Source organism: Nitrosomonas oligotropha, from assembly GCF_009833085.1.
In the GTDB taxonomy this organism is placed as follows: Bacteria; Pseudomonadota; Gammaproteobacteria; order Burkholderiales; family Nitrosomonadaceae; genus Nitrosomonas; species Nitrosomonas oligotropha.
Map to the genome: position 1 here is coordinate 86,254 of NZ_QRBZ01000012.1, position 21,480 is coordinate 107,733.

General features: G+C 52.3%; 16 protein-coding genes. 7 read left to right on the forward strand and 9 right to left on the reverse strand.

Annotated features, from left to right (window positions below; genetic code table 11):
* Window positions 1–198: 198 nt before the first annotated feature.
* Together ABD07_RS14940 and ABD07_RS04970 are read left to right on the forward strand one after the other, a co-directional pair.
* Window positions 199–906 (forward strand): PEP-CTERM sorting domain-containing protein, encoded by a 708-nt coding sequence (locus ABD07_RS14940; protein ID WP_240142415.1) that lies wholly within the window; start codon window positions 199–201, stop codon window positions 904–906.
* Window positions 907–1,214: 308 nt separating this feature from the next.
* The gene (locus tag ABD07_RS04970; RefSeq protein ID WP_160817380.1) at window positions 1,215–3,965 is read left to right on the forward strand and encodes a TIR domain-containing protein; all 2,751 of its coding nucleotides are present in this window, start codon (window positions 1,215–1,217) and stop codon (window positions 3,963–3,965) included.
* Between the two features lie 27 nt (window positions 3,966–3,992).
* Here ABD07_RS04970 and ABD07_RS04975 read toward each other — a convergent pair whose 3' ends face one another.
* Window positions 3,993–6,218 carry a Tex family protein gene (locus tag ABD07_RS04975; protein ID WP_160817381.1) on the reverse strand — a complete coding sequence of 742 codons (2,226 nt, stop codon included), beginning with the start codon at window positions 6,216–6,218 and terminating at the stop codon, window positions 3,993–3,995.
* A gap of 389 nt (window positions 6,219–6,607) precedes the next feature.
* Here ABD07_RS04975 and ABD07_RS04980 point away from each other — a divergent pair, with 389 nt between their 5' ends.
* Together ABD07_RS04980 and ABD07_RS04985 are read left to right on the forward strand one after the other, a co-directional pair.
* Window positions 6,608–9,022, forward strand: a complete 2,415-nt coding sequence (locus ABD07_RS04980) for an AAA family ATPase (protein WP_160817382.1) — start codon at window positions 6,608–6,610, stop codon at window positions 9,020–9,022.
* 155 nt (window positions 9,023–9,177) lie between these two features.
* Complete coding sequence (locus ABD07_RS04985) at window positions 9,178–10,203, forward strand: Fic family protein (RefSeq protein ID WP_160817383.1); 1,026 nt, start codon at window positions 9,178–9,180, stop codon at window positions 10,201–10,203.
* A gap of 25 nt (window positions 10,204–10,228) precedes the next feature.
* Here ABD07_RS04985 and ABD07_RS04990 read toward each other — a convergent pair whose 3' ends face one another.
* Window positions 10,229–10,558, reverse strand: a complete 330-nt coding sequence (locus tag ABD07_RS04990; RefSeq protein ID WP_108697321.1) for a putative signal transducing protein — start codon at window positions 10,556–10,558, stop codon at window positions 10,229–10,231.
* Window positions 10,559–10,604: 46 nt separating this feature from the next.
* Between ABD07_RS04990 and ABD07_RS04995 the strand changes: the two genes are divergently transcribed.
* Complete coding sequence (locus tag ABD07_RS04995; RefSeq protein WP_108697322.1) at window positions 10,605–11,495, forward strand: recombination-associated protein RdgC; 891 nt, start codon at window positions 10,605–10,607, stop codon at window positions 11,493–11,495.
* Window positions 11,496–11,505: 10 nt separating this feature from the next.
* On the opposite strand, the gene ABD07_RS05000 is transcribed toward ABD07_RS04995, so the two are convergent.
* From ABD07_RS05000 to ABD07_RS05030, 7 genes are all read right to left on the reverse strand, one after another.
* Window positions 11,506–12,204, reverse strand: coding sequence for a DUF6781 family protein (locus ABD07_RS05000; protein WP_160817384.1), 699 nt, complete (start codon window positions 12,202–12,204; stop codon window positions 11,506–11,508).
* 42 nt (window positions 12,205–12,246) lie between these two features.
* A complete protein-coding gene (gene serS / locus ABD07_RS05005; RefSeq protein ID WP_160817385.1) occupies window positions 12,247–13,563 on the reverse strand; it encodes a serine--tRNA ligase in 1,317 nt (438 codons plus the stop codon).
* Window positions 13,564–13,599: 36 nt separating this feature from the next.
* Window positions 13,600–14,934 carry a replication-associated recombination protein A gene (locus ABD07_RS05010; protein ID WP_160817386.1) on the reverse strand — a complete coding sequence of 445 codons (1,335 nt, stop codon included), beginning with the start codon at window positions 14,932–14,934 and terminating at the stop codon, window positions 13,600–13,602.
* Entirely contained in the window at window positions 14,912–15,538 is a 627-nt protein-coding gene (lolA, locus tag ABD07_RS05015; protein ID WP_160817387.1) for an outer membrane lipoprotein periplasmic chaperone LolA, read from the reverse strand. Before lolA ends, ABD07_RS05010 begins: the two co-directional genes overlap by 23 nt.
* 53 nt (window positions 15,539–15,591) lie before the next feature.
* Window positions 15,592–17,889 carry a DNA translocase FtsK gene (locus ABD07_RS05020; protein WP_160817388.1) on the reverse strand — a complete coding sequence of 766 codons (2,298 nt, stop codon included), beginning with the start codon at window positions 17,887–17,889 and terminating at the stop codon, window positions 15,592–15,594.
* Window positions 17,890–18,067: 178 nt separating this feature from the next.
* The gene (locus ABD07_RS05025; RefSeq protein WP_240142416.1) at window positions 18,068–18,976 is read right to left on the reverse strand and encodes a GGDEF domain-containing protein; all 909 of its coding nucleotides are present in this window, start codon (window positions 18,974–18,976) and stop codon (window positions 18,068–18,070) included.
* 242 nt (window positions 18,977–19,218) lie between these two features.
* Window positions 19,219–19,710 (reverse strand): RDD family protein, encoded by a 492-nt coding sequence (locus ABD07_RS05030; RefSeq protein ID WP_160817390.1) that lies wholly within the window; start codon window positions 19,708–19,710, stop codon window positions 19,219–19,221.
* A 299-nt stretch (window positions 19,711–20,009) separates the two neighbouring features.
* Here ABD07_RS05030 and ABD07_RS05035 point away from each other — a divergent pair, with 299 nt between their 5' ends.
* Both ABD07_RS05035 and ABD07_RS05040 read left to right on the forward strand, forming a co-directional pair.
* Window positions 20,010–20,714: an energy transducer TonB gene (locus ABD07_RS05035; RefSeq protein ID WP_160817391.1), complete on the forward strand. Its 705-nt coding sequence runs from the start codon at window positions 20,010–20,012 to the stop codon at window positions 20,712–20,714.
* Between the two features lie 3 nt (window positions 20,715–20,717).
* Window positions 20,718–21,479, forward strand: a complete 762-nt coding sequence (locus ABD07_RS05040; RefSeq protein WP_160817392.1) for a MotA/TolQ/ExbB proton channel family protein — start codon at window positions 20,718–20,720, stop codon at window positions 21,477–21,479.
* Window position 21,480 lies beyond the last annotated feature (1 nt).

Genomic DNA, 21,480 nt, shown 5'->3' on the forward strand with positions numbered 1-21,480 from the left:
AGCGTTTATTTTTCCTGCATGTTTGTAACTTGATGAATGTATAATTTATTTCGCATTGCTACCGTGAAATTTGATACTGGGAATTTTGCGAAAAACTTTTTTATTTTTTAATGATTAGACGAGTGATCGTTAGATTGCGTGCGCCTCGGCACAACAATAATACTGGTCGCATCGGATTACGAATGAGGAGAATATATTATGAAAGCTAAATCGCTTTTATTACAAACAACACTAGCGGGAGCCGCCGTTTTGCTGGCCGCATCGGCTCACGCCACAGTGCTGACTTTCGATTTGGACCCGGATATACCGAATTATGGTGATATTCCCGGAAGCTACGGCGATAACGTGAACGCCGCAAGCGACGCGGTTGGAACGTATTTGATGGGTAACGGCTATACGCCCAATGTGACGACCGAATACCGCACATGGCAAATCAGCACCGATACGGTGGCCTACAATAATCTGGATTTTTGGCATGATAGTTACGGCGACTTGTCGAAAGTAGCTTTTAGCGTGACCAGTAGCGATCATTTCGCGGAAATCACCCTGGTGCCCGAACCCGGTTGGGCGATTCGTCTGAACAGCTTTGATCTGGCTGGTTATCCTGGTGTCGATCATCCGAATTCTCAAGTGCGCATTCTGGATGGCACCAGCAATACTGTTTTGCTTGATTACTCCCCGGTCACTATTCTGGGAGCTGGCGGTACGCACAGCACGTTCACACCGAGCCTGACATTTGCAGGACCTATATCGATCCGCTTCGGTTATAACGATTGGAACGTGGGAATCGACAATATCAATTTCGATCAAGTGACCGCCGTACCGGAACCCGAAACCTATGCGATGCTGCTGGCAGGACTAGGATTGATCGGATTCATGGCGCGCCGCGGAAAGCAAAGCGTTTGAACTGACTTTCCCGCGTTTAAGACAACCCCGTCCGAGTGACGGGGTTTTTGTTTGCGGTTGCCCATCGTATCTGCGGTGTTGCATTGAGGGAGAGATTCCACCAACAAAAACGGGAGCCGAAGCTGCCGTTTTGAACCTGACTAATTATCCGTCACAGCGAAAGCGCCGTTTACGAACAGTCATCGCTGACATTTTTTTCTGGACACCATCCTGCAGCAGTTTTGCTTAAAAATTTCCCAACCGTTAAAAATACGATTTATCATCGGCACGATTGATTGCAGCCCTCTACCACCTCTCCCGGATGATCGATGACTCATTATTTGAATGACGCTTTCCTGTCGCATAACAGTGCCGATAAGCCTGCGGTAGAGATCATCGCTGCTGCGCTGGAGCAGCAGGGGGTGAAATGTTTCCTGGATAAATGGGATATTTCGCCAGGCGATCAATGGCTGCGGAATCTGGAGAATGAGCTCAGCGGCAGCCGCTTCATCCTGATTTTCTTCGGATCGAACGGCGTCGGTTCGTATCAACAAGCCGAAGCCGATGCCGCATTGCGGCGGCAAATTCAGCAACGGCAGCACTGCATCATTCCGGTGCTGCTGCCGGGCGCGTCGCCCGAACACATCGCGCAATGTTCGTTGTTTCTGCAAGGCGTCAACGCCTTGAAATTTCGTGCTCTGGACGACCCCCTGCCGCATCGTGTGCTGGCCGGACTGTTGCGCGGTGAAGATCCGGCGCACTTGCGCCAATTAATCCAGGCCGAAGCGGCTGCGCCTGCCGATCTGCTGCAAACCTTGCAACAATGGTTGAGCGGTTTATGTTTTGCATGGCAGGAAAACGAATGCTGGGTGAGCGAAGGCCAAGGTAAGCACTGCCTCAACATTCCCGATTTCAGCGGCAGCTTCAATGCGGACAACATCGAGTACCTGCTGAGCTGGAAAAGCCGCTTGACCGACCTGATTGGCCGCGAGCAGGAACTCAATGTCTTGCACGGCTGGGCGGACTCGCCGAATCGGATCAGCGCTTGCATGATCACCGGTGAAGGCGGCGCCGGTAAAACCCGGCTGGCGTTCGAGTTCGCCCGGCAATTGCGCGAACAAAAAGGCTGGCAAGCGGGTGAAGCGCAAGGGCTGAGCGGGTGCTGGTATACCGCCGCTGCGGGAACATTATTGGTCATCGATTATCCGGAGCAACGCCCGGAGAAAGTCAGCGCATTACTGGATGCGCTCGCCCGGCAGCCGTTGTCATGCAAACTGCGCGTGTTGTTGCTGGGGCGTAACGGGGATTTTTTGAAGCACCTGACGCAGACCGCGCAAATGATCATGGCGCCCGGTTTTGAATTAACCGGACTGGCGGATGGCAGCGATTCCGACGGCTGGCAACTGTTTCAAGCCGCATGGCAGCAATTGTACCGGCGCCAGCAGCTTGCCGTGCCGCTTCTGCCGCTGACGGAATCCGGTTTTCAACACTGGCAGCAGCACAACGCAGCACACCGGCGTCCGCTGTTCGTGCTCGCGTTGGCGATCCACCGCATGTTGCAACCCGATGCCAGCGACCTCAGTGCACCGGCGATCCTGCGCGCGTTGGTGCAGCAATACGAAGTCAACCGCTTGTTCAAGGAAGCCAAGCAACTGTCACTCGATCCCTACAGCCTGGTGATGCTACGCGCGCTGGCCGGAATTGCCGGAAAACTGGACAGTGCGGCATTGCGCCAGTTAATCGAGGCCAGCGAAATCCTGCCGCTCGATTGCCGTTTGCCCCAGCTACCTCAAATTAAACAAACCAGTCTGTGGCTGGACGGCGGCATTCATGCAGTGCAGCCCGATTTGCTCGCCGCCGACCTGCTGCACTATGCATTGACCGAAGCTGCGGGTGATCAAGCCGGGGCGTGGCAATACTGTACAATAGCCGCCGTTGTGAATAGCCGTGAAGCCAGTTCCATTCTGGGCCGGCTGATTCACGACGCGCAATTGATCCTGAAACAGGCGTGGCCGCTGCAAGCGCTGATAGACTGGGTCAGTCAGGATGCCGAGCGCAGTGCCACAATCAACGCTGCCTTAATCCGGAATTATCTGGAGCGTACATTGTTACCGCTGGCCATCGTAACCGATCAAAGCGCGGTGCGGAATTACGAGCAATTGGCGCAGGACAACTTTGCCGCGTACGGCCCGGCTCTGGCGTTGAGCCTCAACAACCTGTCGGTTCGTCTGGCGGATGCCGGGCGGCGAACGGAAGGATTGACCGCGATCGAGCGCGCGGTGGCGATCCGCGAGCAATTGGCGCAGGACAACTTCGCCGCGTACGGCCCGGCTCTGGCGTTGAGCCTCAATAACCTGTCGGTTGATCTGGCGGAAGCCGGGCGGCGCGCGGAAGGATTGGTTGCGATCAAGCGCGCGGTGGCGAGCTATGAGCAATTGGCGCAGGACAACTTTGCCGCGTACGGCTCGGCTCTGGCTGGCAGCCTCAACAACCTGTCGGTTCGCCTGGCGGAAGCCGGGCGGCGCGCGGAAGGATTGGCCGCGATCGAGCGCGCGGTGGCGAGCTATGAGCAATTGGCGCAGGACGACTTTGCCGCGTACGGCCCGGATTTGGCGATGAGCCTCAACAACCTGTCGGTTCGCCTGGCGGAAGCCGGGCGGCGAGGGGAAGGATTGGCCGCGATCGAGCGCGCGGTGGCGATCTATGAGCAGTTGGCCCAGGACAACTTTGCCGCGTACGGCCCGGATCTGGCGAGAAGCCTCAACAACCTGTCGGTTGATCTGGCGGAAGCCGGGCGGCGCGCGGAAGGATTGGCCGCGATCGAGCGCGCGGTGGCGATCCGTAAGCAATTGGCGCAGGACAACTTCGCCGCGTACGGCCCGGCTCTGGCGGACAGCCTCAATAACCTGTTAAATCGTTTGGCAGAGAATGCAACACCATCCGCCGAGGACGCCAAACGGTTAGTGGACATCAGGGCTCAGTTGCAACATATCAAGCGCGGTGTCCGGGATGAAAATATTCAGGTACCTGCACATTTGGTTTGGTTGTTCGAATCCAATCAGGCGGATAAAGACGATTGATGCTGAGCCGCGAAAAGGAGACCAAGCTTACCGCTTTATCGCCGCACCATCGCCCAGCCGCATTGTCAACGCGATCCTTTTCCGTTTTTCATCCACTTCCACCACCTTGACGGTGACGACTTGCCCCACTTTTACGACGCTGTGCGGGTCCTTGACGAACTTGTCCGCCAGCGCCGAGATATGCACCAAGCCGTCCTGATGCACGCCGATGTCGACGAACGCGCCGAATGCGGCGACGTTGGTGACCACGCCTTCGAGCACCATGCCGGGGTGCAGGTCCTTCATCGTTTCGATGCCTTCCTTGAACGTGGCGGTTTTAAACGTGGAGCGCGGGTCGCGGCCGGGTTTTTCCAGTTCATGCAGGATGTCTTTCACGGTCGGCAGGCCGAATTGCGCGGTGACGTACTTTTCCGGGCGGATCGATTTTAATGCAGATGAATTGCCGATCAATGCCGTGACATTGAGTTTAATGTCATTGAGAATGTGTTCGACCAACGGGTACGATTCCGGGTGCACGGCCGAGGCATCGAGCGGGTTGACGCCGTTCGGAATGCGCAGGAATCCGGCGGCCTGCTCGAAAGTTTTCTCGCCTAACCCCGGTACTTTCAGCAATTCTGCGCGCTTGGCAAACCGGCCTTTGCCGTCGCGGTAAGCGACGATATTGTGCGCGATTTTGCTGCTCAGCCCGGCCACGTAGCGCAACAACGCCGGGGAGGCGGTGTTGACATCCACGCCGACGGCGTTGACGCTGTCTTCCACCACCGCGTCGAGCGATTGTGCCAGCTGGCCTTGGTTAACGTCATGCTGATACTGGCCGACGCCGATCGATTTCGGGTCGATCTTGACCAATTCGGCCAGCGGGTCTTGCAACCGCCGTGCAATCGACACCGCGCCGCGCAGCGACACATCCAGATCCGGCAATTCTTCCGACGCGAGCTCGGACGCGGAATACACCGACGCACCGGCTTCCGACACCATGATCGACGTGAGCTTGAGCTGCGGATAACGCTTGATCAGCTCCTTCGCCAATTGATCGGTTTCGCGCGACGCGGTGCCGTTGCCGATGGCGATCAACGTGGCTTGGTGGCGCTCGGCCAGTTGTTTTAAGGTTTGAATCGCGCCATCCCAATCGTTCTTCGGTGCATGCGGATAAATCGTGGCAGTGGCGAGCACTTTGCCGGTGGCGTCGACCACCGCCACTTTCACACCGGTGCGCAAACCGGGATCGAGTCCAATGGTTACGCTTGCCCCGGCGGGAGGGGCGAGCAGCAGGGCTTTGAGGTTCTGCGCGAATACCCGGATCGCCTCGGTTTCCGCATGCTCCTGCAAATTGCCCATCAATTCGGTTTCCAGGTGCGAGAAAATTTTTGTGCGCCAAGCGGCGCGTGCCGTGTCGATCAGCCAGCCGTCCGCCGCACGGTTCTGGTCGCGGATATTGAATTGCCGCGCGATCTGTTGTTCGCAGGGGTTGAGCGTCAAGTTGCGGGCTTTTTCCTCCAATTCGGAATCGAGCAGCAGCTTGATTTTCAACACCCCTTCACGCTCGCCGCGCAGCAACGCCAGCGCGCGATGCGACGGGATTTTTGTGATGGCTTCACTGTAATCGTGGTAATCGGTGTATTTGGTATCGCCGTCCTTTTTGTCCTTGGCCACTTTCGCGGTCAGTACGCCATGCGTGCGCAAATAATCGCGCAAGGTTTGCAACAGCGGCGCATGTTCGGCAAAGCGCTCGATCAAAATATGCTGCGCGCCTTCCAGTGCGGCAGCCGCATCGGCCACACCGGGATTGTCGCCTTCCTCGCTGGTGAACGGCGCTTTCAAGTACTTGGCGGCCTCGCCAAGCGGATCGAGCCGAGGATCGTTCAGCAGCGTATCCGCCAGCGGCTGCAAACCCGCCTCCAGCGCAATCTGCGCCTTGGTGCGGCGTTTCTTGCGGTACGGCAGGTACAAATCCTCCAAATGCGCTTTATCCGTCGCATGCGTCAGCGCGTCGAGCAGCGGCGGCGTCATCTTGCCAAGCTTTTCAATCGCCCCGATGATCGCCGCGCGCCGCTTCTCCAGCTCGCGCAAACTATGCAAGCGCTCCGCCAGCAAGCGCAACTGTGCATCGTCCAACCCCCCGGTCGCCTCCTTGCGGTAACGCGCGATAAACGGCACCGTCGCCCCGTCGTCGAGTAATTGGATGGTGGCCTGGACTTGCGAGAATTTAACCGCGAGCTCGGTGGCGAGGCGTTGTTCGATGGAAGGCAGCATGGGGTTGTGTCTGGTGATTGAATGCGGGGTAGGGATAGTAAACCAAGTTATCGCGAAATCGCAATCGATCGCAAAATTGACTCGGGGAATGATAGTAGGTTGGGGTGACGATAGGAACTCCAACGATTTACGCGATGGTATGATGTTGAAGGTTGCTAACTCGCTGCGGCATAAGGTGCTTTGCGACGATTCCGGCAGTGAACCAAGACTGCTCGATGAGTGAATAAAAAATGACTAATCGGACTGTGCTCCAGTAAGAGACAAAAACAGCGCGATTGGGTTTAGCCGCAGCCGAGGCCGCTGTTGCCAATTAAGGAAACCATGGAAGGCACGGAAAGGATGTACCACGAGAAACACAAAGTGTACGAAAACTTGGCGGAAACTGTCTTATGATCAAGAAATTCAGATCTATTGGCAATCTCGCCGTATTCAAAGGATTCGAGTGGGACAAGGAAGTACTCGATTTGGATGGAAACGTCCTTGATTTCAAGGAAATCAATATTTTTTATGGCAGAAACTATTCCGGCAAAACAACTCTTTCGCGTATTTTGCGCGCCATGGAAACCGGAGAACTTTCCGACAAATTCGAACTGCCTTCGTTTTGCGTAGCCTTTGCCGATGGGACTCAATCAACGCAAACGACTCTTACTACTCACGGAAAGGCAATCCGAGTATTTAATGAAGATTTTGTCCGTGACAATCTGCGGTTCATCACTAACCCCGATGACAGCATCGAACCATTCGCCATCCTTGGTGATGATAATAACAAGATTGAGAAGGAAATCGAAATCCTCGAAAGTGAACTCGGCTCAAAGGAAGAAGGAAAAGAGACATACTTGTATGCCGCGAGAGCACAAGCGAACTCAGGTTTAGAAAATGTAAAGAAAGATCATAAAAAAACCTCCGATACACTTGAAAAACAATTGAGCGATAAGGCAACCGATAAAAAGATCGGCATCAAGTACAAGTCGGGGCGGTTTGGCGACCAAAACTACAATATCCAAAAGCTAAGAGCAGATATCGAGAAAATCCAGGATGTTAATTATCAGCTGCCAACTGATGAGCAACTGGCTCAATATGAAAAACTGATTACCGAAAAATTGCTCGATTCCATCCCGTTTTTTCATGTACCGATACTTAATTTTCCAAGTCTGGTAAATGAAACAAAAACTCTTTTATCCAAGAAAATCAGCGAAACAGATAAGCTCGAAGAGTTAGTGAAGGATGCCGTTCTTAATCGCTGGGTTAATGAAGGCCGTACTCACCACAAGGGCAGGCGCGATAGATGCGCTTTCTGTGCCAATCCCATTGCTGAGGATCGCTGGAAGGAACTGGAAAAGCATTTTGATGCAGAGTCAGAACAGCTCGAAAAAAATATTAGTGAGCTATTAGTCAAAATTGAAATGGAGAAGAGCAGGGTAGCCTCTGCACTATCCATCGAAAAATCTCGTTTTTATTCAAAATTCCACAATAAGCTAGACGAATTGGAAAAAAAGCTAAGAGAGGCCGTTGGCAAGTACGCAATATCTCTGGATGACTTGACTGCTCAACTAAAAACCAGAAAAGAAGATATTTTGAATCCAAAATTATTTGATAGACCTGATGATGCTTCTGACAATCTGGTAGCTGTCTGGAATTCGTATGAAGCGATTCGAATTGAATCCGATGTTTTTTCAACATCATTAAGCACTGAGCAGGCAAATACCAAAGAGGCTTTGCGATTAAGGGAAGTTTCAGATTACCTCGTAACCATTCAATACCAAGAGCAGCTCTCAGCAATTGAAGCCCTCAGAAGCAAATTTAACGAAGCCGAGCGAGAAAAAAATCGTATGGATAGCGATATCCGCCAGAAGGAAGAACTAATCGCATCAAAGAAGCGAGAACTGAACGACGAGGAAAAAGGCGCAAAGAAGGTAAACGAATATTTGAACAACTTCTTCGGACATCAATTCCTTTCGCTTGAAGCCAAGAAGGACGGAATCTTTGGAATGGATTCAAAACGAATTCGGTTTGAAGTCATCCGGGATGGTAAAAAAGCTTACCATCTGAGCGAAGGTGAATGCAGTTTGCTGGCATTCTGCTATTTTCTTGCAAAACTTGACGATACCGATACCCGAGATTCAAAGCCGATTATCTGGATTGATGATCCAATATCCAGTCTCGACAGTAATCATATTTTCTTTGTTTATAGCCTTTTAAGTCAGGAAGTTATTGAACGTCAGGCTCACTCGCAATTGTTCATTTCAACGCACAATCTGGATTTCCTTAAATTTCTAAAGCGGTTGCCAGGAGCGTACCAATCCGAGCAAATAAAAGAAGAAAAGAAGCGATATCAGCATTTTCTTGTTGAAAGGCAGCATGGGCGATCTGTTTTACGCCTAATGCCAAAGTATCTCAAAGAATATGTTACCGAGTTCAATTACTTGTTTCATCAAATTTTTAAGTGTGCGGTAATCGACTCTATTGATGATAGCAACTATACAACCTTTTATAATTTCGCGAATAACGCCCGAAAGTTCTTTGAGATTTACCTCTATTACAAGTATCCAGATGAGGGAATGACAAAAGCAACGCTGAGTCGTTTCTTTGATCAAGAAAAGATTCCTGCCGTTTTGACAGACAGAATCAATAACGAATATTCCCACTTGTGCGGCATATTTGAGCGTGGTTCAACACCCGTTGAAGTTCCAGAGATGCAGAAAGCCGCAAAGCAAATCATCAAAAGACTGAAGAATGATCATGAGCAATACTCAGCTTTACTTAAAAGCATCGGCGAATCTAAGGAGCCAGAGGTACAAGCGTGACTCATACCCACCAACTTCCACAATTCGATTTCAATCCGACCGTCACTCACGAAGCGATGAAGATTTGGAAAAAAAGTTTATGGTATAGAAGTACATTTCAAAGCCAAATGCAGCTATTTGTCGCAACTGACTTTGCGAACTGTTAGAAATGCTCCATGAAATATCAACCACCCTACACCATCACCCCGGCAATCGTGAATTTGGTTGCTGCGATCAGCGAAACCATCGGCCGCTACACCGTGCTGGCCGAGCAGCGCCTGACGCCGCGGCTGCGGCGGGATAATCGTATCCGTACCATTCATGCCTCGTTGGCCATCGAGAACAATACACTGACGCTGGAGCAGGTGACCGCCGTAATCGAAGGTAAGCAGGTGCTGGGTCATCCACGCGAAATTCAGGAGGTGCGCAATGCCTTTGCCGCCTATGAGGTGATGGAGGGTTGGCGTGCCGGTTCCGAGCGGGATTTGTTGTCGGCGCACGAGCTGTTGATGCAAGGATTGATGGATGAAATCGGATGCTACCGTTCCGGCGGTGTCGGTATTTTTCAGGGCAAACAGTTGGTCCACATGGCACCGCCTGCCAATCGGGTACCGAAGTTGATGACTAATCTGCTCGAGTGGCTTGCAACGACTACCGAACATCCGCTGATTGCCGGTTGTGTCTTTCATTATGAGTTTGAATTCATTCATCCCTTCGCCGACGGTAACGGCCGGATGGGGCGGCTGTGGCAAACTTTGATTTTGCGGGAATGGAATGCTTTGTTGGCTTACCTGCCTGTGGAGACAATGGTCAGGGAGCATCAAGAAAGTTATTACCAAGCCTTGGCGGCAGCGGATGAGCGAGCGGATGCGACACCTTTCGTCGAATATATGCTTAACAAGTTACTTGCTGCTATCAGTGAAGCGGTCGATACTCATCAAAAGACCGACCAAGTAAGCGACCAAGTAAGCGACCAAGTAGCAAAACTTATCCAGGCAATGAGTAGTGGCGAACTTGGCAGTAATGATTTGATGCAGGCTTTGGGGCTGATGCATCGCCCGACTTTCCGGGGAAATTATCTGAATCCGGCATTGGCGGGTGGCTGGATTGAGCGCACGCAACCCGATTCACCGCGCAGTCCCACACAACGTTATCGATTAACCCTGAAGGGACGGCAATGGCTGCTAAGGCAAACCGGGTGACGAGAGATCAAAAGCCAGAATCAGCTCAGGGTTGGCGATGTCCGGCAACCTCCAATCCACCCCCGCACTTCCAACATAACTGAAAATTCGCCGGATTTTCCTCGCCGCAGGATGGGCATTGCACGTTGCCAATCGCTACCGGTGTATTTTCGTAGGTTTCAATCACGTTTTTGCCGCGCGCATAGTCTTCGTCGCGCTTGACCCATACTTCCGGGTAGGCGTGCGTAAAGGGGATTTCTCCGGCGACGCCTTGCGCGTGCTGGTTAAAAATTTGCGCCGGAATGTAGGCGTGTTCGAGCAGATCAAGTACTATCTGCGCTTCCATCAGATTATTGGCGGAATAAATTTTTTTCATGCCGTGATGAGTACCCAACAGATCAATCGATTAACTGACAAAAACTATGTGGTTCAGAAATATACAAGCTTATCGTATTACCAGTGGAAATATAACCCCGGATAGCCTGGAAGAAGCGCTTTCCCAGCGTGCGTTGCAGCCCTGCATGCAAATGGAATTGCAAAGCCGCGGCTGGCTGACGCCGCGTGACGAGCAGCCGAATTTTGTGCATGCCTATGGCCAGCATTGGTTGATTGCTTTCGGGGTGGAGAAAAAGCTATTGCCTGCTGGGGTGATCAACCAGCATGCGAAAAACCGTATCGTACAGATCGAGCAGATGCAGGGTTACAAGGCAGGTAAGAAACAGGTGCGCGATATCAAGGAAGCGACCATCGTCGAGCTGCTGCCGCGCGCTTTTGCACAGCGCCATAAAACCTACGCTTGGATCGATGCGCTCAATAACCGGTTGATTCTGGATACATCCAGCAGCCATAAAGCCGAGGAATTCATCGAAGTGCTGGTGAAAACAGTGCCAGGATTCACGCTGGCGCCGCTGGAAACGAAGATCTCGCCGTCATCGGCGATGACGCGCTGGCTGACGGTCGATGGCGATTTGCCGTCGATTTTTACCATCGATCGCGATTGCGAGCTGCAAGGGATGAGCGATGAAAAGGAAACCATCAGATATTCCCATCACGTGCTGGAAGCGGAAGAAACCGCGCGCCACATTCGCGCCGGGAAAAAGGCGATCAAGCTCGCCATGACCTGGGATAGCAAAATTTCGTTTGTATTGCAGGACAACTTGCAGCTGCGGCGCATTGCACCGCAGGATATTTTGAAAGAATCCACCGAGAGCGCCGAGGAATTATTCGTCAGCGACTTTACCATCATGACCGGCGAGCTGAGCCAGCTGATCACGGATATCGTCGATGCGCTCGGCGGTGAAGACCGCAGTTAAATTAACCTGCTCAGGGTTTGCCCGTTTTGGTTTGATCCTTGATTCCCGACAGTACGCCGTTGGCGGCTTTGCTGACCAGATCGGCGGTTTTTTGCGCCAAGCTGGCGCCGGTTTCCACTTGTACATTGCCAACCGACGCGATCTGCTGCGCAAAAGTGGCTAAGGTTTCCTTCAGCTGCGAGCCCACGTTAGTGCCGGTATTTTTGGCATGGTGGCTCAGATCGAGCAGTACATCGGCAATCAGCCCCTGTGCTGCGGTGGCGGTGTGATGCAGCGTCTCCACGAACAGGCTTTCCAGGCTTTCCAGTTCGGAACGGGTGCGCGCCAGTTCGGTATCGGAGAATCTCTTGGCCTGACCTGCCGCTTCTTCGATGGCTAGTTTAGAGGCCTCGGCAAATCTTGCCAGCGCTGAATCCAATCCGGCCACGGCATCGGTGATTTGTGATTTAGCCGCCTGGGTTTGATTGGTTGCTTGTTGCAGTTGCTGCGCCGCGCCATCATGTATCCCTTGCATCACGGCCGTGATGATGCGCCGCAACGATTCCGGATCGATGTTTTTCGCATTCATGGCTTTCAGCGTTAAGCGGTGCACCGTTTCCTGAATATGCGAGCCGTTCGCGATGGCTTCACGCACTTCGGCTTCCAACGTTTTGATATCGTTGTCGCTGCCCGGGGTGTTGTTAGGTTCATGGGTATTTTCGTTGTGCATGATGACGTGTCCTATAAGAAGGTGAAAAGATGAGGTCCGATTTCATTGTCCTCTGCTACTTGCGAGTTGGTCAAGGCCATTCATGTAAGGGCGCAAAACTTCCGGGATAGTCACGCTGCCGTCGGCGTTCTGATAATTTTCCAGCACCGCCACCAGCGTGCGTCCGACGGCCAGGCCGGAGCCGTTTAACGTGTGCAGCAGCGCCGGTTTGCCGTTTTCATTGCGGAAACGCGCTTGCATGCGCCGCGCCTGGAATGCTTCGCAATTGCTGCACGAAGAAATTTCCCGGTAGGTGTTTTGCGCCGGCAGCCAGACTTCGATGTCGTACGTTTTTGCCGCCGAGAAACCCATATCGCCGGTGCACAAGGCCATGACGCGGTACGGCAGCGCCAGTTTTTGCAGAATTTTTTCCGCGTGGCCGACCAGTTGCTCCAGCGCTTCATACGATTGATCGGGATGGACGATATGCACCAGTTCGACCTTATCGAACTGATGCTGGCGGATCAGTCCGCGCGTATCGCGGCCATAGCTGCCCGCTTCGGAACGAAAGCACGGCGTATGCGCCACGAATTTCAGCGGCAGCGCTTGCAGCGGTACGATGTCATCGCGCACCATGTTGGTGATCGGGACTTCGGCGGTGGGAATAAGATGGAAACTAGCAGCAGGCGCTTCACCGGGAGCATTTGCGCCACCGGCATGAACGGAAAACAAATCTTCCTCGAATTTGGGTAGCTGTCCGGTGCCGCGCAAGCTATCGCGGTTGACCAGATAGGGCACATAGGTTTCGGTGTAGCCGTGTTCCTGCGTGTGCGTATCCAGCATGAACTGGGCCAAGGCGCGGTGCAAGCGCGCCAGTCCACCTTTCATCAAACTGAAACGCGCGCCGCTGAGTTTCGCGGCGGTTTCAAAATCGAGCAATCCCAAACCCTCACCGACACTGACGTGATCCTGGATGGCAAAGTCAAATGAACGCGGTTCGCCCCAGCGGCGGATTTGCACGTTGCCGGTTTCGTCTTTGCCTTCCGGCACGCTGTCATGCGGCAGATTCGGGACTTCCAGCAAGATTTTCTGCAGTTGCTGTTGAATCTGCTCCAGATGATCTTCCGCTTGCTTCAACGCATCGCCCAGATTGGCGACTTCGGCCATGATGGCGGAGACATCCTCGCCTTTGCTTTTGGCATGGCCGATTTTTTTCGACGCCGAATTACGCTGCGCTTGCAGTTCCTGTGTTTCGGTCTGGACTTTTTTCCGCTCAGCTTCCAGGGCATTGAATGCTTCCACGGGAAAGGCGTAACCGCGTTTGGCCAGCTGCCGGGTGACAGTGTCCAGGTCGGTGCGTAATTGTTGAATTTCTAACATGCAAAAACTCCAAAAATAATCGATAGAAACAGATGGCTATATTTTATGCTTGGCTTTCTCATCCAGGTTGCGCAAATAAGCCAGTTTTTCCCGGATTTTCTGTTCCAGGCCGTAAGCGGTCGGCTGATAAAAACTGACTTCGGGCATATCGTCCGGAAAATAATTCTCTCCCGCAGCATAGGCTTCCGGGCAATCGTGCGCGTAGCGGTAGGCATCGCCGTAGCCGATATCCTTCATCAGTTTCGTCGGCGCGTTGCGCAAATGCACCGGCACGCGGCGCGATTTGTCGTGTGCAACCAGTGAGCGTGCTTTATTGTAAGCCAAATAGGCGGCGTTGCTTTTCGGTGCGCAGGCGAGATACAGCGCCGCTTGCGCCAACGCCAGCTCGCCTTCCGGGCTGCCCAGCCGTTCGTAAGTCTCGCACGCATCCAGCGTCAGGCGCAGGGCGCGCGGATCGGCCAGACCGATGTCTTCCGTCGCCATGCGGATCAACCGCCGTCCGATGTACAGCGCATCGGCCCCGCCGTCCAGCATGCGGCACAGCCAGTAAAGCGCCGCATCCGGGGAGGATCCGCGTACCGATTTATGCAATGCGGAGATCTGATCGTAAAACGCATCGCCGCCTTTATCGAAGTTACGCGCGTTACGCGACAAGGTATTAACGACCATGTCCTTTTCGATGTGCGTGATGGCTCCAGTTTCTGCCGCAGTTTGGACTTGTTCGAGCAGATTCAACAGACGCCGGGCGTCGCCATCGGCAAATTCGATCAATAATTGCCGCGCTTCGGCGGAAAATTGCAGGTTACCGAGCGCGAGTTTTTGCGCACGCTCCAGGAGCTGGGATAACTCCGCTTCCGACAAGGCGGTCAGCACATAAACCTGCGCTCGTGACAATAGCGCATTATTGACCTCGAACGATGGGTTTTCCGTGGTGGCGCCGACAAAGGTGATCAATCCTTGTTCGACGTACGGCAGGAAAGCATCTTGCTGTGATTTGTTGAAACGATGCACTTCGTCGACAAACAAGATGGTATGCCGTCCGCTTTGCTGTAACGTCAATTCGGCTTGTTCGATGGCGGCGCGGATGTCCTTGATGCCGGACAGCACGGCGGATAGTGCAATGAACTCGCTATTGAATTCGGTCGACATGATGCGGGCCAGCGTGGTTTTACCGGTTCCCGGCGGACCCCACAAAATCATCGAGTGCGGTTTGCCCGATTCAAACGCCAGCCGCAATGGCTTGCCAGCGCCGAGCAGGTGGCTTTGCCCGATGATGTCGTTCAGATGCTTGGGGCGTAATTGTTCCGCCAGCGGTACTTGAGGTTGATTCGGTGCAAACAGACCGGCTTCACTCGCGGATAACGTCGGCATTTCCAGGCGGTGTGAATTGGAATAAATCGGCAGGCAGCGTTGGATTTTTGTCCAGATCGGAGAACGACAGGATGGTGGTCTGGCCGAAATTATCGCGTAATGCCATGATCTTGAGCACGCCATCTGGAGAAAAACCCATTTGAATGAACTCGAATGCGCTTTCCTTGCTTTTCGGTATGGCTTCGAGCCATTCCATTTCGTTTTGCACACCCAGCTCAACCAGCTCAAAATTGTCTTCGATGGCGCTGCTGCCCGCCAACAGCGCAGCCGGGCTGCTGCCGATGGCGATATTGAATGACCGTTCGGTGACTTGGTTCAGATCGCGGTCATAAAACCACACTTTGCTGCCATCGCCGACGATCAATTGCTCGTAAGGTTTATCATAGGTCCAGCGGAATTTTTCCGGGCGTTCGAATTGCATCGTGCCTTTCGATTCTTGCACCGCGCGCGCGCTTTTGTCGTAAAGCGTCTGGGAAAAGTTTGCGCGCACCGTGCGTGTTTGCTGGATGAAGTTTTTCAAGCTATTGATGGCGGCTGCTTCAGCCCAGTGCGGTATCAGGCTGCTAACGAGCAGGAGAAAAACGAAACAGCTAGAGCGGGCCATAATATTCCTAAAATGAGATGGTTGTACGAAGCGCATGACGGCTGGGTAATCGATCATTCGTTGCGTGCCGGAGCCAATACTTCCCGGTTGCCGTTGCTTTGCATGGATGAGACCAGACCGGCGCGCTCCATATCTTCAATAAGACGGGCGGCGCGATTATAGCCGATGCGTAAATTCCTTTGTACCTGGGAAATCGATGCGCGGCGGGTTTTGACGACGATGGCCACCGCTTCGTCATACAACGGATCGGTTTCGCCTTGCGGCTTTTTCAGCTCGGATGAATCGCCGCTATCGTTTTCTTCATCCCCGGCTTGCAGAATTTCCTCAATGTAATTGGGTTCGCCATGTTCTTTCAGATATTCAACCACTTTATGCACTTCGTGGTCGGCGACAAAAGCGCCGTGTATGCGTTGCGGGTAACCGCTGCCCGGCGGTAAATACAGCATATCGCCTTGGCCGAGCAGGGCTTCCGCGCCCATTTGATCGAGAATGGTGCGCGAATCGATTTTGCTCGATACTTGAAAGGCGATGCGGGTCGGAATGTTGGCTTTGATCAGACCGGTAATCACATCGACCGACGGGCGTTGTGTTGCCAGCAGCAGATGGATGCCGGAGGCGCGCGCTTTTTGCGCCAGCCGGGCGATCAAGTGCTCGACCTTTTTACCGGCGACCATCATCAGATCGGCCAATTCGTCGATCACCACGACAATGAGCGGCAACTCATCCAGATATTCCGGTTCTTCTCCCGGCGGCAACAGCGGATTAACGGCGGGTTCTTCGCTTTTAACCGCATCGCGTATTTTTTGATTGTAGCCGCTGAGATTACGCACACCGAGTGCCGACATCAGCTTGTAACGCCGTTCCATTTCACCGACGCACCAGTGTAGCGCGCTGGCGGCTTCGCGCATGTCGGTGACAACCGGTGTCAACAGATGCGGAATGCCTTCGTACACCGATAATTCCAGCATTTTCGGATCGATTAGGATCAGCCGGGTTTGTTCCGGCGTGGTTTTATAAATCAAGCTGAGAATGACTGCGTTGATCGCAACCGATTTGCCCGAGCCGGTAGTTCCCGCGACCAAGGCGTGCGGCATTTTGGCCAGATCGGATACCACCGGGCGGCCGCTGATATCCTTACCCAGCGCGATGGTGAGCGGGGAGGGGGAATCGGCGTAAACCTGCGAGCTGAGGATTTCCTGCAAGCGCACGATTTGCCGTTTCGGATTGGGGATTTCCAATCCCATGCTGGTTTTTCCCGGAATGGTTTCCACCACGCGGATACTGGCGACAGACAAAGCGCGCGCCAGATCCTTAATCAAATTGATGACTTGATTGCCTTTGACGCCCACGGCGGGCTCGATTTCATAGCGAGTGATTACCGGGCCGGGGAAAGCGGCAACCACTTTGACATCGACGCCGAATTCCTTGAGCTTGCGTTCGATCAAACGGGAGGTGAACTCGAGCGTTTCTTTGGGCAACACCTCAAAATCTTTATCCGGTTCGTCCAGCAGATGCAAAGGCGGCAGCGGCGAATCGGGCAGATCGGAAAACAGCGAAGGTTGTTTTTCTTTGATGATGCGCTGCGATTTAATAATCACCGTCGTAGGTGGTTCGATATGCAGTAATGGCGTGCTCTCCACCCGTTTTTTTTCGCTCTCGACGATTTTATCGCGCGTTCGCGCGGCAATGATACCGGCGAGTTTATCCTGCCGTGTTTCCCACGTGTTGATTAGCCACAGCAGCGCATTTTCGACGCTCTCACCGATTTTTTCGACGAAGCGTACCCAGGACAACCCGGTGAACTGGCTGAAGCCGACGGCGATGAGAATCAGTAAGGTCAGCGTCGCGCCGGTAAAGCCGAGAATTTGCGACAGATAATGGCTGATGGTGTTGCCCAGCATGCCGCCCGGCATCAGCGGCAGGGCAATATTGATGGAATAAAACCGCAGCGACTCCAATCCGCTGCTGGCCGCCAGCAGTAAGAAAAACCCGCCCAAGGTCAGGAACAAGGAGTGGCGGTCAAAAATTCCGGCGCTATCGATGCGGCGGTAACTCCACGCAATTGCGGACAGGAAGAATGCCACCCACCACCATGCCGATGCGCCGAATAAGTACAGCAGCAAATCGGCGAGCCAAGCCCCGGCGTGTCCCCCGGCGTTCTGGATTTGATTGAAATCGCCGCTATGCGACCAACCGGCATCGCCACGGTCGTAACTGAAAAATATCAGCACCAAATAAAGCGCGGCGCCCATCAGCATCAGCAAACCTGATTCCCGCAATAACCGGGCTACTCTGGGTGAGAAGGAATGGCCGTTTGATTTTTTGGCCATCGGCTTGTTTATTAAACTCATGGGTATCTCAGAAATGCATCGTTGTGTCTGACGGATACGCTGGATTATATAAGAGAATGTGCAGTAATTTCTTTAATGCAGCAGTAAATGCATTTATTACTGTATTAACAGCGGGTATTGATGTGTGGTACGCCGCGCTTGGCGAGCTCGAGCGTGTAAAAAGCGCACGCAAAAAAACTTAAACGGTATCTGTCGATCTCGAGCGCGATAAAATTGCAGGAACCGTCGATTTATCTTTATTGACGATCTGCGGCAGCGTGGAAACCTGGTTTCCGCCATTCCGCTTTGCGGCAAAGAGTGCGTCTTCCGCGCGTTTACACAATTTTAACTTGTTATCGGTTTCATCCAGCATGGCGATGCCGATGCTGATCATGATTTTATTTTCAGTGTTTTTATCCATTTTGCCGGAAACTTTTTTGCGCACCGATTCGCATACTTTTTTCGCCTCGCAGAGATCCGTTTCCGGAAATAAAATCGCAAATACATTGATATCAATGCGATAAAACAGGTCGGTGATTCTGATATTGGTTTTGATTTCGTGAGAAATTTGTTTTATCGAATCGTTCTTGTTTTTGTAGTCGTAGTTATCGCTAAATAGCTTCAGCAGATCGAGATCGATGATGGCGACGGAGAAACTGCGGTGGTACCGTCTGGAGCGCAGGATTTCAGTATCCAGATCGGATTCAAAAGCCTGTCTGTTTTTGTATCCGGTTATCGGATCGATCAGGATCTGTGTCATCAAAGAGGATATGTCAATATTTGTTTTTTTGATCTTGATGACCATCAATGCCGAGCAAACTATGATTAACAATGACAAGGCGCGGTTAAACAACACGATATTCATTGGCATTACAATGCCTGGGGATGAATAGATGCCGACAATGGTCAAGGTGAATGAGAGAGCGGCAATCAAGTAGGTAAAACGGATTCCGGGTACCCACAGACTGGCAAAGACCACTAGCACATACGGTACCGCTGCGGCTACACCCAATGGCGTATTTAAGTCGATGACAAAAATGCAAAGTGTTAAGGCTAAGATAATGAGCGTGTTTGCCTGAATTGCACATTCTCTGAATAGGACTTTCAAAGCAGCGGCTGCTGAGATAATTTGGCTACGCATGGGTTGTATTTTAATGTGGAAAAAGTCGGGTTGCTTATTTTACGGGTTCCGGGGATTAAACTTTATGTAAAAATAAGTGCATAACTAAACTGATAACAATCAATTCATTATACATTCTTTTAAAAACTAAATTATAAATTCTGCATATAAATTTATGCAAATAAATGAGAATTTATCATTGTCTCGCCAGTGGTGATTGAGTCCGGCAATCACTGCGCTAACCGGATAATACGCGTTCCGGCTAACCGGTCATGAAGATACTGGCGATCGCGATCGAATAATGCCCAAATGAATCCGGAGCCAAAAATAAGAATGCTGATGAGTACGAGCTGATAGTAAGAAATAAAATTAATGGGAAAGACCCAATCGATAACGACAAAAATGAATATACCCGTTAAGGAATACAGGTAACGGGCAATGGCTTGTTTTTTTGTCAGGCCGCGGCCCTCCGCGGTGACGAGCCGCATTTTCCAGGTTTGCATCGCGAGCGTTTGTCCGCCATGAGTCCAGAACCAGGTAAAGTAATAGCCCATGATCGCAAACAAATAGCATTGAAAAAGCGGCTTGAAGTAAGCAGCTTGCGTATCGGTGAAAATAAAATGAAAAATGAAGCTGGCGATAAACAAAACAGCCAATATCAGAAGAAAGTCATAAATCAGGCAAACGATGCGGCGCCAGAAACTGGGAGTGGAATAGGTCATGTTAATGGTTATTAATGAAAGTAATGAAACTGTCTGTGCGATGACTGCAAATGCATCGCCCGGAATCGATCACATTGTATGTTGAAATGGAATTTAATATAAGCGTTGGTTATTGATAATTATTATCGTTTTCGTTAAAATGTTTATTTGACTGGCTTAATCCGAATAGATGCGCGTTTAATGACTGCATAGCGTGGTTTTCAGGGGGTGTTGCTGGTGAGTCAAAAATCAAAATCAACGGTGTCCGGCGTATTTTAGATCAAGTAAATAAGAAGTTTGTCTGATTTGTCTATTCTGTAATGCATTCACTATCCCGGAAAAATATTGACTATTTAGGGCGGCAGCAGCGCCTTATTTCATTACCTGGGCTGTTGTTTGTACTCATTGTCCATGCCGCGCTATTTTATTTTTTGTGGCATCAGCGTTTGATTCCAAATCCGGAACAGGCGCTGACATTGTTTGCCGAATTGATTACACCGCCCGCGCCGGTTACGCCGCCTAAAGCATCGCCAGAACCGGCGCCGGTTAAACTCCAGCCGGTAAAAAAGCCGGTGGTCAAACCCAAGCAGGAACAGCTGGTAGCGAAATCCCCGAAAGTCTCCGAAAAGAAACAAGCTGAGCCAGCGCCCAAACCGTTGCAGGAGCCGGTGACCGAGCAGGTGAGTGCTCCGCCCGTGGTTGAAGCGCCGCCGAAACAAATGCCGACAGCACCGGTGGCTCTGTCTTCGGAATTGTCGGTATCCTGCCCCAAACTAACGCCGCCCGAATATCCTGCGATTTCCCGGCGCATGGGGGAAGAAGGGAAACTGGTGCTGCGTGTGGAATTGGATGAAAACGGACATATCGATAATGCCAAAGTGCTTAACAGCAGCGGCTATGAGCGGCTTGATGCCGCCGCGCTGAGCGCGGTGAAGAGCTGGCAATGCAATCCGTCGCTGCGTGACGGTCAGCCGGTGCGGGCTGTTGCCTTACAACCCTTTAATTTTGTACTGCAAGGAAATTAATTCATGGAACAAGGGCTTGGTTTTTCTCATTTTCTCGATCAGATTGACGGCGTAGGCATGAGCGTGCTGGTGTTGCTGCTGACGCTCTCGGTGGCGAGCTGGTATCTGATCATCACCAAAAGTATCGCCAATCTGATGGCGAAGCGGCGCGCCGAGGCGTTTTTAAAACACTTCTGGAGCTTCGATTCGTTGGAAGCGGTGCATGTCGAGTTCAGAAATGCCGCGCCGGATAACGCATTTGCTGAGCTTGCCAAACTGGGCATTGACGCGGCGGCCGATTCCAAGATCCATAGCTCTCACAAACTGGCTGCAGCGGGTGGAACCAGCGAGTTTCTGACACGGACCTTGCGCAACGGTATCGACCAGGAGGCGACGCGCGTTGAAAATGGCCTTACATTGATCGCAACCGCCGGTTCGGCCGCGCCTTATATCGGTTTGTTTGGAACCGTCTGGGGTATTTATCACGCGCTTATTCAAATCGGACTTTCCGGTCAAGGCACCTTGGACAAAGTTGCCGGTCCGGTCGGTGAAGCGCTGATCATGACCGCGCTGGGGTTGGCCGTAGCGATACCGGCGGTACTGGCTTATAACGCTTTTGTCCGCCGTAACCGCATCTGGCTCGCACGTCTGGAAGCTTTCGCGCATGATCTGTTCATACTCATTACTGTCGGCGATAACAATGAACCGCCGGAAGCCGTATCGCCATCGCCGGTTACGGCGGCGGTTCCCGGAACTGCCGATATCGCGATTGAAAGGGGGCAATAAG

Bases quoted from the DNA above. Each gene is read 5' to 3' on its own strand.
- ABD07_RS14940 (WP_240142415.1), top strand. From the start codon at position 199: ATGAAAGCTAAATCGCTTTTATTACAAACAACACTAGCGGGAGCCGCC.
- ABD07_RS04970 (WP_160817380.1), top strand. From the start codon at position 1,215: ATGACTCATTATTTGAATGACGCTTTCCTGTCGCATAACAGTGCCGAT.
- ABD07_RS04975 (WP_160817381.1), bottom strand. From the start codon at position 6,218: ATGCTGCCTTCCATCGAACAACGCCTCGCCACCGAGCTCGCGGTTAAA.
- ABD07_RS04980 (WP_160817382.1), top strand. From the start codon at position 6,608: ATGATCAAGAAATTCAGATCTATTGGCAATCTCGCCGTATTCAAAGGA.
- ABD07_RS04985 (WP_160817383.1), top strand. From the start codon at position 9,178: ATGAAATATCAACCACCCTACACCATCACCCCGGCAATCGTGAATTTG.
- ABD07_RS04990 (WP_108697321.1), bottom strand. From the start codon at position 10,558: ATGAAAAAAATTTATTCCGCCAATAATCTGATGGAAGCGCAGATAGTA.
- ABD07_RS04995 (WP_108697322.1), top strand. From the start codon at position 10,605: ATGTGGTTCAGAAATATACAAGCTTATCGTATTACCAGTGGAAATATA.
- ABD07_RS05000 (WP_160817384.1), bottom strand. From the start codon at position 12,204: ATGCACAACGAAAATACCCATGAACCTAACAACACCCCGGGCAGCGAC.
- serS (WP_160817385.1), bottom strand. From the start codon at position 13,563: ATGTTAGAAATTCAACAATTACGCACCGACCTGGACACTGTCACCCGG.
- ABD07_RS05010 (WP_160817386.1), bottom strand. From the start codon at position 14,934: ATGCCGACGTTATCCGCGAGTGAAGCCGGTCTGTTTGCACCGAATCAA.
- lolA (WP_160817387.1), bottom strand. From the start codon at position 15,538: ATGGCCCGCTCTAGCTGTTTCGTTTTTCTCCTGCTCGTTAGCAGCCTG.
- ABD07_RS05020 (WP_160817388.1), bottom strand. From the start codon at position 17,889: ATGAGTTTAATAAACAAGCCGATGGCCAAAAAATCAAACGGCCATTCC.
- ABD07_RS05030 (WP_160817390.1), bottom strand. From the start codon at position 19,710: ATGACCTATTCCACTCCCAGTTTCTGGCGCCGCATCGTTTGCCTGATT.
- ABD07_RS05035 (WP_160817391.1), top strand. From the start codon at position 20,010: ATGCATTCACTATCCCGGAAAAATATTGACTATTTAGGGCGGCAGCAG.
- ABD07_RS05040 (WP_160817392.1), top strand. From the start codon at position 20,718: ATGGAACAAGGGCTTGGTTTTTCTCATTTTCTCGATCAGATTGACGGC.